General features: G+C 54.1%; 13 protein-coding genes. 6 read left to right on the forward strand and 7 right to left on the reverse strand.

Annotated features, from left to right (window positions below):
• Window positions 1–116 precede the first annotated feature (116 nt).
• The 6 genes from H4F65_RS04660 (at window position 117) to H4F65_RS04685 (ending at window position 6,893) form a co-directional block, all read left to right on the forward strand.
• The gene (locus H4F65_RS04660) at window positions 117–1,706 is read left to right on the forward strand and encodes an alpha-glucoside-specific PTS transporter subunit IIBC (RefSeq protein WP_010276324.1); all 1,590 of its coding nucleotides are present in this window, start codon (window positions 117–119) and stop codon (window positions 1,704–1,706) included.
• Between the two features lie 2 nt (window positions 1,707–1,708).
• A complete protein-coding gene (locus tag H4F65_RS04665; RefSeq protein WP_010276322.1) occupies window positions 1,709–3,031 on the forward strand; it encodes a 6-phospho-alpha-glucosidase in 1,323 nt (440 codons plus the stop codon).
• A 206-nt stretch (window positions 3,032–3,237) separates the two neighbouring features.
• Window positions 3,238–4,287: a hemin-degrading factor gene (locus H4F65_RS04670; RefSeq protein WP_010276319.1), complete on the forward strand. Its 1,050-nt coding sequence runs from the start codon at window positions 3,238–3,240 to the stop codon at window positions 4,285–4,287.
• Entirely contained in the window at window positions 4,284–5,102 is an 819-nt protein-coding gene (locus H4F65_RS04675; protein WP_010276318.1) for a heme/hemin ABC transporter substrate-binding protein, read from the forward strand. The genes H4F65_RS04670 and H4F65_RS04675 overlap by 4 nt, the downstream gene beginning before the upstream one ends.
• Window positions 5,099–6,103 (forward strand): FecCD family ABC transporter permease, encoded by a 1,005-nt coding sequence (locus H4F65_RS04680; RefSeq protein WP_010276315.1) that lies wholly within the window; start codon window positions 5,099–5,101, stop codon window positions 6,101–6,103. Before H4F65_RS04675 ends, H4F65_RS04680 begins: the two co-directional genes overlap by 4 nt.
• Window positions 6,096–6,893 (forward strand): heme ABC transporter ATP-binding protein, encoded by a 798-nt coding sequence (locus H4F65_RS04685; RefSeq protein WP_010276313.1) that lies wholly within the window; start codon window positions 6,096–6,098, stop codon window positions 6,891–6,893. Before H4F65_RS04680 ends, H4F65_RS04685 begins: the two co-directional genes overlap by 8 nt.
• A gap of 19 nt (window positions 6,894–6,912) precedes the next feature.
• Here the strand turns inward: H4F65_RS04685 and H4F65_RS04690 are convergent, their stop codons facing one another.
• The 7 genes from H4F65_RS04690 to H4F65_RS04720 form a co-directional block, all read right to left on the reverse strand.
• Window positions 6,913–8,364, reverse strand: a complete 1,452-nt coding sequence (locus H4F65_RS04690; RefSeq protein ID WP_010276310.1) for a protein adenylyltransferase SelO — start codon at window positions 8,362–8,364, stop codon at window positions 6,913–6,915.
• A gap of 176 nt (window positions 8,365–8,540) precedes the next feature.
• A complete protein-coding gene (gene lplA, locus H4F65_RS04695) occupies window positions 8,541–9,557 on the reverse strand; it encodes a lipoate--protein ligase (protein WP_010276306.1) in 1,017 nt (338 codons plus the stop codon).
• A 47-nt stretch (window positions 9,558–9,604) separates the two neighbouring features.
• Entirely contained in the window at window positions 9,605–10,117 is a 513-nt protein-coding gene (locus H4F65_RS04700) for a C40 family peptidase (RefSeq protein ID WP_052051612.1), read from the reverse strand.
• A 144-nt stretch (window positions 10,118–10,261) separates the two neighbouring features.
• Complete coding sequence (gene btuD, locus H4F65_RS04705) at window positions 10,262–11,038, reverse strand: vitamin B12 ABC transporter ATP-binding protein BtuD (RefSeq protein WP_010276300.1); 777 nt, start codon at window positions 11,036–11,038, stop codon at window positions 10,262–10,264.
• Entirely contained in the window at window positions 11,039–11,590 is a 552-nt protein-coding gene (locus H4F65_RS04710; protein WP_010276297.1) for a glutathione peroxidase, read from the reverse strand.
• 66 nt (window positions 11,591–11,656) lie between these two features.
• Window positions 11,657–12,694: a vitamin B12 ABC transporter permease BtuC gene (gene btuC / locus H4F65_RS04715; RefSeq protein WP_010276293.1), complete on the reverse strand. Its 1,038-nt coding sequence runs from the start codon at window positions 12,692–12,694 to the stop codon at window positions 11,657–11,659.
• A 135-nt stretch (window positions 12,695–12,829) separates the two neighbouring features.
• Window positions 12,830–13,594: a class I SAM-dependent methyltransferase gene (locus H4F65_RS04720; RefSeq protein WP_010276290.1), complete on the reverse strand. Its 765-nt coding sequence runs from the start codon at window positions 13,592–13,594 to the stop codon at window positions 12,830–12,832.
• Window positions 13,595–13,632: the final 38 nt, after the last annotated feature.

The raw sequence follows: 13,632 nt of genomic DNA on the forward strand, positions 1-13,632 counted from the left end.
ATCATCAATGCATGCTCTGTTCGAGTGAGCCAACCTGCTTATTCTCACTACAGAACGCGTTATTTAGACCAAAAAAAATAAATTTCCCTACAGACATAAAAATGAAGGACACCATTATGCTCAGTCAAATTCAGCGGTTTGGTGGCGCAATGTTCACACCCGTGCTGCTATTTCCTTTTGCCGGCATCGTCGTCGGGTTGGCGATCATGCTGTCGAATCCCATACTTGTCGGTGAGTTAGCCAACCCGAACAGTCTATTTTTCCAGATAGTTTATGTGATTGAAGAAGGCGGATGGACCATCTTTCGCAATATGCCACTGATTTTTGCTTTCTGTCTGCCGATTGGATTGGCAAATCACTCACCTGCCAGAGCGTGTCTTGCAGCACTGGTTTCCTACCTGACCTTTAATTATCTAATTCAAGCTATGGCGACCCAATGGGGCGGCTATTTCAATATTGATTTCAGCGCCGAGATCGGCGGCATCAGTGGATTAACGACGATCGCAGGCATCAAAACGCTGGATACCAGCATTATTGGCGCTATCGCCATCTCTGCCTTTATCACCGCGCTTCACAACCGTTATTACAATAAAACGCTGCCAGTTTATCTCGGCATATTTCAAGGCACTGCTTTTGTGGTCATCATCAGCTTCCTGCTGATGCTACCAGCCGCCTGGTTGACCTTACTGATCTGGCCTAAAATTCAGATGGGAATCGCATCCCTTCAGGGATTACTGCTGGCATCGGGCGCTGCCGGAGTCTGGGTATACACGTTTCTGGAACGCATTTTAATCCCCACTGGACTGCATCATTTCGTTTACGGACCGTTTATCTATGGTCCAGTCGCAGTAGAAGGCGGTATTCAGGTTAACTGGATCGCCAATATTCAGGCTTTTAGTCAGTCCACACTGCCATTGAAGACGCTCTTTCCCGTTGGTGGATTCGCGCTGTTTGGCAACGCGAAGATCTTTGGTGCCATAGGTATCGCCGCAGCCATATACGCCACTGCCAGCCCTGAAAACAAAAGCAAAGTTGCAGGCTTGTTGATCCCTGCCGTACTTACCTCCGTGCTAGTTGGTATCACCGAACCACTTGAGTTCACTTTCTTGTTCATCGCCCCTGTTCTGTTCGCAATCCATGCGGTGCTAGCCGCCACGATGGCCACCGTGATGTATATGCTGGGCGTAGTCGGCAATATGGGCGGCGGACTGATTGAAATCGCCACGCAGAATTGGCTCCCCATGTTCCACCATCACGCCATGAATATGGTCATCCAAGTTAGTGTCGGCATCCTGTTCTCTTTTCTCTATTTCCTGATTTTCCGCGCCGTGATTTTGCGTTTCAACATCAAAACACCGGGACGGGAAGACAGCGAAATTCGCCTCTACTCAAAAGCGGATTTTGCTGGAAAAACCACGCCTCAACACATGACACAACACGCAGCACAACAGGACGAAGCCAAAGCGTATCTGACCGCGTTGGGCGGAGCAGAAAACATCGCTAGCCTCACCAACTGCGCAACCCGTTTACGCATCACGCTGGCAGACCCAACACTAATGCAGCCCGATGACGTATTCCGCCAGCTCGGCGCACACGGCGTCGTCCGCAACAGTCACGCCATTCAGATTATCGTCGGCCTGTCGGTTCCTCAGGTACGCGATCGTCTGGAAAACCTCATGCACAACACACATCCTATGGAGATTTAACCATGAAAAAGTTTTCAATTTTGATCGCAGGCGGCGGCAGTACCTTTACCCCAGGCATTGTTCTCATGCTGCTGCAAAATCAGGATCGTTTTCCGATCGGTACGCTGAAATTTTATGACAACGACAGCGCGCGTCAGGAAATCGTCGCCGAGGCCTGCAAAATTTTGCTGCAAGAGCAGGCGCCTGAAATCAAATTCAGCTATACCACCGATCCACAAACCGCATTTACCGACGTGGACTTTGTGATGGCACACATCCGCGTCGGTAAATACCCCATGCGCGAACTGGATGAAAAAATTCCGCTGCGTCACGGCGTGGTTGGGCAAGAAACCTGTGGCCCGGGCGGGATTGCCTACGGTATGCGCTCCATTGGCGGCGTGCTTGAACTCGTGGATTATATGGAGCAGTACTCACCACAGGCGTGGATGCTAAATTACTCCAACCCAGCGGCAATCGTGGCAGAGGCGACCCGCAAGCTACGTCCCAATGCAAAAATACTCAATATCTGTGATATGCCAATTGGCATAGAAGGCAGAATGGCAGACATCCTTGGCCTGAAATCACGCAAGGAGATGACGGTACGCTACTACGGACTAAATCACTTTGGCTGGTGGACATCGATTCAGGATAAAGACGGTAACGAGTTACTGCCAACTATCCGCGAACACGTCGCACAGCATGGCTATATTCCACTGACGGTTGAAAACCATAACGAAGCAAGCTGGAACGATACGTTTGCCAAAGCAAAAGATGTCTGCGCACTCGATCCACAGACGCTACCCAATACTTACCTGAAATATTATTTCTTCCCCGATTATGTCGTGGCGCATGCCAATCCTGACTATACGCGCGCCAATGAAGTGATGGCCGGACGGGAAAAACAGGTATTTGGCGCCTGCCGTGCCATCACTGAAGCGAAATCGGGTGCGGCTGGCGATCTCGAAATCGATGAACACGCGTCTTATATTGTCGATCTGGCTCGCGCTATCGCCTTTAACACGCGAGAAAGAATGTTATTGATTGTTGAGAACAACGGTGCGATACGTAACTTTGATCCTAGCGCGATGGTGGAAATTCCGTGTCTCGTCGGAAGCCACGGGCCAGAGCCGCTGCAAATAGGCGACATCCCTACATTCCAAAAAGGATTAATGAGCCAACAAGTTGCCGTCGAAAAACTGGTGGTTGAAGCCTGGGAAGAGGGATCGTATCAAAAACTGTGGCAAGCGCTGACATTATCCAAAACGGTTCCTAGCGCCAGCGTCGCCAAAGCCATTTTGGACGACCTGATTGATGCCAACCGCGATTTCTGGCCTGAATTACACTAACCGTAAACGACTTCCCGCCCCTTCTTATCGCGAAGGGGCTTTCTCCTGCCACTTTTCCCATTATTTCGCGACACATAAACGCCTGTCCCAATTTCCCTTATTCTACTTATTAAGAAAACTTCACTTGAGGTTGCGTTTTTGTTACATGAAAATGATTCTCATTCATTGCTATAATTAATACGACAACGATTAAGGGAACGAACGAGATGCAGACGTCCATTTACCAACAATACCTTCAGGCGAAAGTTGAATATCCGCGTAAATACGCCCGCGATTTGGCTGCGCAACTCGGCATCAGCGAAGCGGAACTGACCCACGCCCGTGTCGGGCACGATGCGCAGCGCCTGCAGGGTGACGCCAAAGTTTGGTTAAGCGCACTGGAGCAGGTTGGTAATACCAAGTCGATCACACGTAACGAATACGCCGTGCATGAGCATACCGGTTACTATCAAAACCAGACACTTGATGGGCATGCCGGTCTTATCCTCAATCCGCGCGAGCTGGATCTGCGTTTGTTCCTTTCTCAGTGGGCTTCCGCCTTTGCGCTGCGCGAAAATACCGCACGCGGTGAGCGCCAAAGCATTCAATTTTTCGATCATCAAGGCGATGCCATTCTGAAGGTCTACACGACCGACACCACGGACATGGCTGCCTGGCAGTTATTTGTTGAGAAATTTACCAGCAGCGAAAATCCAGCCTTGGCACTTCGTCCAGCAAACAGCGCGCCAGTTGAGCAGGTCGTTGCCCATAATCCTCAGCTTGAAGCGGAATGGCGTGCGATGACGGACGTGCATGATTTCTTCATTCTGCTCAAGCGCCATAACCTGACGCGCCAGCAGGCATTTAACTCAGTCGCTGACGATTTGGCCTACCGTGTAGAAAACGATGCGCTGTCGCAGATTCTGTTTGCCGCACGTGAAGATCAGAACGAGATCATGGTATTTGTCGGTAACCGTGGCTGTGTGCAAATCTTCACTGGTACGCTTGAGCGTGTAGAACGTATGGAGCAACATGCAGAGTGGATTAACATCTTTAATAAAGATTTCACCCTGCATTTGATCGAAGGTGCGATCGCTGAAAGCTGGATCACGCGTAAACCGACAGCCGACGGTATTGTGACCAGCCTCGAACTCTATGCCGCAGATGGCTCTCAGATTGCACAACTCTTTGGGCAACGTACCGAAGGCACGCCGGAACAACAGCAGTGGCGCGACCAGATCGATGCCCTGAAACCTTACAAGGATCTCGCCGCATGAAAAACTGGCTATTCCCCCTGCTATTGACACTCCCGCTGGGGGTGTCTGCTGCCGAGCGTATCGTTTCTATCGGCGGCGACGTCACGGAAATCATCTATGCGCTGGGCGCGGAGAAAGATCTGGTTGCGCGTGATAGCACCAGTCTGCACCCGGAAGCCGTGAAGAAACTGCCTGACGTGGGCTACATGCGCCACCTAAATGCGGAAGGTATTCTGGCCATGAAACCGTCTCTGGTTCTCGCCAGCGATCTGTCCCAGCCATCGCTCATCCTGCAGCAGGTGGCGGACAGCGGCACAAAAGTGGTTCATGTAACCGCCGAGCCATCGCTGGATGCGGTGCCGAAGAAAATCGGAGCTATTGCTCAGACGCTAGGAAAAGACGCAGAAGGTAAAAAACTGACGGAAACCTATCAGCAGCAACTGGCGGCAGTCAAAACCTCACCGCTGCCGGTTAACGTGCTGTTCGTTCTCAGCCACGGCGGCATGACCGCGCTGGCCGCAGGAAAAAATAGCCCGCCAGACACGATTATCCGCAGTGCCGGATTAAAAAATGCCATGCAAAACGTTGAGCGCTACCAGCCGCTGTCACAGGAAGGCGTGATTGCCAGTGCGCCGGATCTGATTCTGATCTCCAGTCAGGGACTGAAAACGTTGGGTGGTGAAGCACAGGTCTGGAAATTACCCGGCTTGGCATTGACGCCTGCGGGTAAAAACAAGCGTCTGTTAGTGGTCGATGACATGGCGATGCTCGGCTTCACGCTCGAAACCCCAGCGCTGATGGCAACGCTGCGTCAGACAGCCGAAGCGATCAAATGACGTCACGCTTTCACCCGCGCACGTGGTTGATCGCACTGCTGTTACTGATGGTGGCACTGATGGTCGGTGCCGCCAACATGGGCGCGCTGACCCTATCGCTCAAGATGTTATGGCAAACGCCGCTTGACGATCCAATCTGGCATATCTGGTTGAATATCCGCGTGCCCCGTGTGCTGCTGGCGATCCTCGTCGGCGGCGCATTGGCTTGCTCTGACGCGATTATGCAAGGGTTATTTCGCAATCCGCTCGCCGATCCTGGCCTGCTTGGGATCAGCAGCGGTGCCGCACTCTGCGTCGCGCTAACCATTGTGCTGCCGCTTGGCCTTCCCCCGCTGCTGGCGCTTTACGGCCCGATGTTTGCCGCTTTCGCGGGCAGTCTGGCAATTACGGCGATTATTTTCATCCTCAGCCGCTCCGAACAGGGTGGATTAACGCGATTATTGCTGGCAGGCATCGCGCTCAATGCGCTGTGCCTTGCCCTCATCGGCGTATTGACGTACATCAGCACCGATCAGCAACTGCGCCAGTTCTCACTGTGGGGAATGGGGAGCCTCGGGCAGGCACAGTGGCCCATGCTGCTGGTTGCCAGCACGTTGGTCATCCCTGCCACGATCGCCACGTTATACTACGCGCACCGTCTGAACGTGTTGCAATTAGGGGACGAAGAGGCGCACTACCTTGGTGTTAATGTGAAACGCACCAAGTACACGCTACTGTTGCTCAGCTCGCTTTTGGTTGGCGTAGCAGTGGCGGTCAGCGGTGTGATCGGGTTTATCGGGCTTATCATCCCACACCTGATGCGCATGCATCTGGGTGCCGACCATCGCTGGCTCATTCCCGGTTCTATCCTCGGTGGTGCCTGTCTGCTGTTGTTTGCCGATACGCTGGCGCGTACGCTGCTTTCTCCGGCAGAAATGCCCGTTGGGTTGTTAAGCAGCCTGATTGGCGGACCGTATTTCTTATGGCTGATCGTTCAGCATAAAGGGCGGGGCAATGACTGACTCAGCACACGATCGGACGTTAGTCGCACGCCATCTGCGCTTTCAGGCCAACGGCCGTTATCTGACGGACGACGTTTCTCTGGAACTTCACAGTGGGGAAATCGTCGCAATCATCGGCCCTAACGGCGCAGGGAAATCTACCCTGCTCCGCTTACTGACCGGTTATTTAACGCCAGATGAAGGCGAGTGCCTGTTAGCCGGACAACCTTTTTCGCACTGGCAGCCCGGCGCGCTCGCCAAAACGCGTGCGGTGATGCGCCAGCATAGCGGCATGGCATTTGCGTTTAGCGTGCGCGATGTCGTTGCGATGGGGCGTTCCCCTCACGGTCGTTACCCGAAAAATGATGATGTGATTCAGCAGGTCATGGCGCAAACGGGCTGTCTGGAACTGGCGACGCGCGACTATCGTCAGCTTTCCGGCGGTGAACAGCAGCGCGTGCAACTGGCCCGCGTGCTGGCACAGCTATGGCATCCAGAACCGACGCCGGGCTGGTTGTTCCTTGATGAACCCACGTCGGCGCTGGATCTGTATCATCAACAGCACCTCTTGCGGCTACTCAAGCAGCTTACGCGCGAACAGCCGTTATCCGTGTGCTGCGTCCTGCACGACCTGAACCTGGCGGCGCTGTATGCAGACCGCATTCTGCTGTTGCACGAAGGGAAGCTAGTTGCACAAGGCACGCCCGCGCAGGTATTACAGGCAGACACATTGACCCACTGGTATCGCGCCGATCTCAGCGTCGGTTCACACCCTGACTACACCATTCCGCAGGTTTATCTGCGGCAATAGCCAAGTCCCCTGCTCCGGCTCAGCTGGAGCAGGAAATTTCCAGATGTTTGCCCCACTCTGGCGGTAACGCCGCCAAATCGTTCTTCTCCGGCTGTTCGTCAAACGGTTGGCACAGCGTCTGATGCAGACGCGCCAACACGCTGATGTCGTCGTTTTCCGCCCGTTCAATCGCCATTTGCGCCAGATAATTACGCAGAATATATTTCGGGTTCGTCGCATTCATCAGCCGACGACGTTCCTCATCACCCTGTTCTTCCTGCATCAGCCTCTGGCGGTAGGTCGCAAACCAGCTATCGAACGCTGTCCTGTCGATGAACTCATCACGGAGCGGCGAGTGCGATGCCTGCTTTTCGCTATCGGCCAGCAGGCGGAACGTGTGGGTGTAATCGCTGCCTTCCTGCTGCATCAGGCGCAACAGCCCGACCAGCACGTCATTATCTTCCGCGCTCGCGGTAAACAAGCCCAGCTTGGCGCGCATCAGCGTGCCATAGTGCTGCATCAGCGCCGGTTCATAGCGGGCAAGCGCGCGCTCCAGCGTTTCAGTGTCCATCAGCCCCGACAGCGCCTGCGCCAGACGATGTAGATTCCACAGTCCCACGGCGGGCTGATTGTCAAACGCGTAGCGCCCGCGATGGTCGGAGTGATTACAGATGAAGCCGGGCTGATACGCATCTAAAAAGCCATAAGGGCCGTAATCGATGGTCAGCCCCAAAATCGACATGTTGTCCGTATTCATTACGCCGTGCGCAAACCCGACGGCCTGCCAATGCGTAATCAGTCGAGCGGTACGTTCTACTACATCGCCGAACCACAGTTCATAGCGATTCTCGTCGTTCTCCCACTGCGGCCAGTGGCGAGCGATCACATACTCCGCCAGCTGACGTACTTTTTCCGGCTCACGGCGATAGTAGAAGTGCTCAAAATGACCAAAACGCACATGGCTTTCCGCCACGCGCAGCAGCATTGCGCCCTTTTCTTCCTGCTCACGCTGCACCGGATGTGCGCTGGCGACAATCGTCAGCGCCCGCGTGGTAGGAATCCCTAGATGATGCATAGCTTCCGAGGCCAGAAATTCGCGTATCGCCGAGCGCAGCACCGCGCGGCCGTCACCCATGCGCGAATATGGCGTCAGACCTGCGCCTTTGAGATGCCAATCCATAGTACGTCCATCCGGCAGCTGTTGTTCTCCCAGCAGGATGCCGCGCCCGTCCCCCAGTTGACCAGCCCACATGCCAAACTGATGGCCGCTATAAACCTGCGCCAGCGGCTCCATTCCCGGCAGCAAACGTTCGCCGCTCCAGACGGCATCCTGTTCTGGCGTAAACCAGTCGGAAGACAGCCCAAGCTCCGCGGCCAATCCCTCGCTGTGATAAAGCAGGCGAGCGCCATGCAGCGGCGTAGGCTGTAGCGCGGTGTAGAACCCCAGCAACTGGTGAAAATAGTGATTATTGAATAACGGTGTTTGCTGCATCCTGTCTCCCTGATACCACTCTGTTCAAGTGAAGAGAGCCACGCGCTCATCACACAACGACTCATGAGTAAGCAGAAAGTGTAGAGGGATGGTAATGAAATTAACACGGAGGAAACATAGGGGTATTATTTCCCTTACGTTTCCTTGTCATCGATGCGTTGAGAAAAACAGGGCGTCTAGCGCAGACTCTGCGCCAGCCAATCGGCCAATTCCTGCAATTCGTTTTGCTGTTCGGGGAAAGCGGTAGTCAGTGCCTGACACGCTGCCGCCAAGGCTTCCGGACGATATGCCGTTCCCTGCAAGGCGGAGGCGAGTGCTTCTAGCGGTGCAGGGTTCAGGCTATCGGTATAAATCTGCGCGCGGACGATCACGCCGCGTTCCACATCGAAATGTAATTCAACCCCACCCCAGGTAAAGCGGTTATCAAGTAAATGCGAGAAATCCGGAGCCTGACCGAAGTTCCATTCCCAACTACTTTGACGCGCAAACTGTTCGCTGAATCCCGGCAGATCTGGGTAGGCGGAAGGCGAGATGATTTCCGGTTCGCACTGTTCGCCGAAATAATCAAAGAAGGCCTGCGTCACCGCCTGACTAATAACCTGATGATCGACAGACGGTAGCAATTCCACCAGATTGGCGACGCGGGAACGCACGGACGTAATCCCTTTTGCCTGTAGTTTCTTAACATCCGGGTTCAAATAGTCCGCTAAGCGGCTGAGATCGGCGTTCAGCAGCAGCGTACCGTGATGAAAGCCGCGATCTTTGGTTTCACGATAGGCAGAACCGGACACCTTGCGCACGCCGTCCGTGGTTTCTACCACCAGATCGTTACGGCCCGACGCGCTAGCCTTTAACCCCAGCGAACTAAGCGCATCCAGAACAATCTGCGTTGAAACGCTTTTATCGTATTCCGGTTTGCCCGCCATAAAGGTAAAGCAGGTATTGCCGAGATCGTGGAAGACCGCTCCGCCACCACTGCTGCGCCGTGCCAGCTTGATGCCATCCTCTTCCATCCGCCGCGTATTGCACTCTTTCCACGGGTTTTGGGCTCGACCAATGACCACGGTTTCCGCATTGCGCCACAAAAATAGCACCCGCTGCGTGGTGGGCATCTGGCGAAAGATGCACTCCTCAACGGCCAGATTAAACCAGGGATCGTAAGAGTCAGAGATGAGTAAACGCAGAGAAGACATAAGTGGATAGCTCCATGCTGTCAACAAAACACAATAAGGGAGGAAAATTAGATGCGGCGGGCCTGCCAGTACGCCCGTTTCCAGTACACGTTATCCAGCGACGAACGGATTACACCCTGACTGGTGGAGGCATGAATAAACTGGTCGTCTTTATCATAAATGCCGACGTGCAGCCCACTGCTACCGCTGCCGGTTTTGAAAAAGACCAAATCGCCCGGTAACAGGTTCTCACGGTCAACGCGCTCGCCTAGTTCGGTTTGTGCTTCCGTGGTACGCGGCAACTGCATGCCAAACCTATCGCGAAACGTCAGGTAGACGAAACCGGAACAATCGACGCCGTTACGATCCAGCCCGCCATAGCGATAAGGCGTTCTGTACCATTGCCCTAGTTGATCGTTTAGCTGCACCATCACCATAATTGAATCGCTCAGACGCGCATTCGGCGGCGGATTATTATGCCGACTACTGCTACAGCCGACCAAAATCAGGCTGGCGAGGATCAAACTATATCGTAGGATCGCTCTATATTGTAACGTCAACCCGTGTCGTAAACGTATCATGCGCGATTACCATAAAACCGCCGAGGCCATAGTCCTCTAGCGTTTGAAAATGCTAGGTATTGGATTAATTTAGCGTTTAATCGGGGTAGCTGGCAAGTAAAGGCGATTTTTCCTATTTTCTGACGACGCCATTTTCTCACAGCGCTAGGCGCTGCGCGTGATGATCCAGTTTCGGCCATCAACCACGTGCCGCTGAAACGCGACACCAAATACAGGAGACAGTACCTCCGGTAGCATGACCTCCGCCGTCTCGCCCTGCGCCACCAGTGCGCCTTCTGACAACAGCCACACACAATCCGCATGGTGGGCGCTGTGGTTCAGATCGTGTGCGCAAACCACGACCGCGATACCCAAACAACAGAGTTCACTCAGCAACGCATCCAGCGCTACCTGCTGAGCCACATCTAAGCTGTTGGTCGGTTCGTCCAGCAGCAGCAAACGCGCGTGCGGATTGATCGTCGGCCAAATCTGCAACAGCGCCGCCACCAGCCGAACGCGCTGCCACTCGCCTCCCGACAGCTGAGTGAGCGGGCGCGCCAGCTTATCGGTTAACATCAGACGTTCCGCCAGAAAATGCACCACCTTTTCAACCGCGTCTTCCTGAGCCAGCGGCGGTTGATGCCGTTGCCAGTACTGAAATACCGGCATCAGCGCCAGCGGCGGTTGCTGCTGTGCCAGATAGGCGCGTCGCACAGCCAGATCCGCTGCAGTGTACTGCGACAACGGCGTGCCGGCCAGATAGACCTCGCCTTCTCCCGCCAGCAAACCCGCGGCTCTTGCCAGCAACGTGCTCTTTCCGGCTCCGTTCGGACCGATGATATGCAGCAGCTCACCGCGACGGCACTCCGCGCTCGTCGGCGACAAACGCGGCGAGGCACCTGCCTGCCGCAACTGTAATACCGGGGAAACCTGCTGCGTCACTTATTTTGCCAGCGCTTCTTCGATCGCTTTCACGATGGTGTCATGGTCAGGTGCCATATCCGGCGCAAAACGATCAATCACACGACCTTCACGATCCACCAGGAATTTTTCGAAATTCCACAGAATATCTTCTGGGTTTTTAGGCTTACGGCCTTTATTGACCAACCGCGCAAAAAAGTCACTTTTCCAGGTCCCGTTAGCTTCCGGCTGCTCGCGAATCAACCGTTGGTACAGCGGATGACGGTTCTCGCCATTGACTTCAATCTTGCTGAACATCGGGAACTGAACGCCAAACGTCCCACGGCAGAACTCCTGAATTTCTTCTTCCGAGCCCGGCTCCTGTCCTGCAAATTCATTGGAGGGGAATCCCAGCACGACCAGACCTTTGTCGCGATAAGTTTCGTAGAGCTTTTCCAACGCGTCATATTGTTTAGTCAGGCCGCATTGAGAGGCGACGTTGACGACTAAAGCCACCTGCCCTTTAAACGCCTCAAACGTTGTCGCTTTCCCATCAATGGTGGTCAGCGGAATAGCATAGATTTCAGTGCTCATCGTTTTGCTCCCTTCAGTGATAAAACAAGAATTGATAAACAAAAGTGGATAGAACAAGACATATCGCTACAGTCGATTACGCAATAGTAACCAGATAAACCATGGCGATCCCAGCGTAGCGGTAACCACGCCTATCGGCAACTCGGCTGAACTCAGCGCAACACGCGCAACGGTATCCGCCAGCAGCAGAACACCGCCGCCAGCTAGCGCGCATCCGGTCAATAAATAGCGCTGATCGGTCAGTCCGCACAGCCGCAACATGTGTGGGATCACCAAGCCAATAAACGCGATGATGCCAGCCAGCGCTACGCTCAACCCGACCTGTACGCCCATCACCAGCACGAGAATCGTACGCCAGCGATAGACCGGAATGCCTAGTTGACGCGCCTGAATCTCACCGAGCGTCAACCCGTTCAGTACCGCCCCCTGACGACTCAGCCACAGCAACAGCGGCAAGAGCGTCAACATCAGCCAGCCATGTCGCCAGTCAATGCCGCTGAAGCCGCCCATCATCCAGTACATCAGTTGGCGTAAGTCGAGGCTGGTACTGAAATAGACGGCCCAGGTCATCACCGCGCTACAGATAATCCCGAGCGCGATGCCGATGAGTAATAAGCGGGTGTTGGAAATATGACGACGGGCAAAATGGAGTAACAGAAAGGTAATCAGCAGCGCGCCAGCAATGGCGCTTAGGCTTAACACCCAGACAGGCAGCAATCCCTGCCCCAGCAGTACCGTCAGCACTAAGGCCACGCCTGCGCCGTTGGCGACGCCCAGCAGCCCCGGTTCTGCCAACGGATTATCAAAGACGGCCTGCATCACCGTGCCTGACATCGCCAGACTCGCCCCCACCAGCATCACGGCCAGCGTTCTGGGTAAACGCAACTGCCAGACAAAGAGCTGCTGAGCGTCATCCAGCCAGGCCGTCGGCCAAATCCAGCGCTCACCGGCGCACAGGCTGACGGCCAGCGTGAGTGCGAGAAACGCCAACAGCAGTATCAGACTCCGGCGATCGCGTCTGCACTGCTGTTGTTTTAGCTGGCTGTAATGAGGTAACTGCGTCGCGTGCTTTAGCGGGATATCACCCGGCGATAATGGCTGCATTGTTCACCGTAACAAGGAATCCAGCGCAATAAAAAGCGCAGTTAAGATAGCGTATTGTCACGTATGTTAAACGATTTCGCCTGCCTTACACGCTTTTTCCTTGTTACCGCGACGCAATCAAAATGAATGCGGCCACTACTTGGTACTGCATACCGCAATATAGTTAAGCTGGTTTCGATTGCGACGGAAAGTATGAAACATGTTAAAGAACATGCTGCGATTTTCTTTTTTCAGCGCATTTTTTACGATGCGTGCCGCCCCCGCTACACCTTCATCATAAATCAGTCCTTGTGGCGTCAGCAGCGTCATTGCGCCGTTATCGTAGCTGACCTTGCTAAAACCACATTCCTGAAACAGCGTCACCCAGCGCTCACGCAGCATTGGCTGAGCATGCACATTGATCGCTTTGTGCATCTGTTCCACCGCCTGCAAGGCTCCGGTATCCTTCTCGGAAAGCAGCATGATGTCATGGGTAATCAGGCGACCACCCGGTTTCAGCACGCGATAATATTCGGCAATAATGCGGCTCTTGGCCTTGTCAGCGTACATCGTCAGCATGGCTTCATTAATCACCACGTCGAAGTGATTATCGGGAAATGGCAGCTCCAGCGCATTCGCTTGCATAATCGTGACCTGCGATGCCAAGCCGTTCGCTGCAACATTCTCCTGCGCCTTCTGTAGCGCCACTTTGTCCATATCCGCGCCAATGACCTGACAGCCAAAACGACGCGCAATCTCCATCGCCGTAGTCCCCATATTGCAGGCGACTTCCAATACGACGCTGTCCTGCCGGAACCCAGCCTGACTGAGCAACCATTCAGTTGCCTTTCTGCCGCCGGGGCGCAGACGTTTTTTCCCCAATCGGGCTAAAAATTTATGTCCTGCTTCATGATCGCTCATACTGTCACTCCTTAATTCGGTGTTATCGCGGTAGCCGC

This window comes from Pectobacterium brasiliense, assembly GCF_016950255.1.
GTDB classification, from domain to species: Bacteria; Pseudomonadota; Gammaproteobacteria; order Enterobacterales; family Enterobacteriaceae; genus Pectobacterium; species Pectobacterium brasiliense.

Bases quoted from the DNA above. Each gene is read 5' to 3' on its own strand.
- H4F65_RS04660 (WP_010276324.1), top strand. From the start codon at position 117: ATGCTCAGTCAAATTCAGCGGTTTGGTGGCGCAATGTTCACACCCGTG.
- H4F65_RS04720 (WP_010276290.1), bottom strand. From the start codon at position 13,594: ATGAGCGATCATGAAGCAGGACATAAATTTTTAGCCCGATTGGGGAAA.
- lplA (WP_010276306.1), bottom strand. From the start codon at position 9,557: ATGTCTTCTCTGCGTTTACTCATCTCTGACTCTTACGATCCCTGGTTT.
- H4F65_RS04690 (WP_010276310.1), bottom strand. From the start codon at position 8,364: ATGCAGCAAACACCGTTATTCAATAATCACTATTTTCACCAGTTGCTG.
- H4F65_RS04710 (WP_010276297.1), bottom strand. From the start codon at position 11,590: ATGAGCACTGAAATCTATGCTATTCCGCTGACCACCATTGATGGGAAA.
- H4F65_RS04670 (WP_010276319.1), top strand. From the start codon at position 3,238: ATGCAGACGTCCATTTACCAACAATACCTTCAGGCGAAAGTTGAATAT.
- H4F65_RS04665 (WP_010276322.1), top strand. From the start codon at position 1,709: ATGAAAAAGTTTTCAATTTTGATCGCAGGCGGCGGCAGTACCTTTACC.
- H4F65_RS04685 (WP_010276313.1), top strand. From the start codon at position 6,096: ATGACTGACTCAGCACACGATCGGACGTTAGTCGCACGCCATCTGCGC.
- H4F65_RS04675 (WP_010276318.1), top strand. From the start codon at position 4,284: ATGAAAAACTGGCTATTCCCCCTGCTATTGACACTCCCGCTGGGGGTG.
- H4F65_RS04680 (WP_010276315.1), top strand. From the start codon at position 5,099: ATGACGTCACGCTTTCACCCGCGCACGTGGTTGATCGCACTGCTGTTA.
- H4F65_RS04700 (WP_052051612.1), bottom strand. From the start codon at position 10,117: ATGATACGTTTACGACACGGGTTGACGTTACAATATAGAGCGATCCTA.
- btuC (WP_010276293.1), bottom strand. From the start codon at position 12,694: ATGCAGCCATTATCGCCGGGTGATATCCCGCTAAAGCACGCGACGCAG.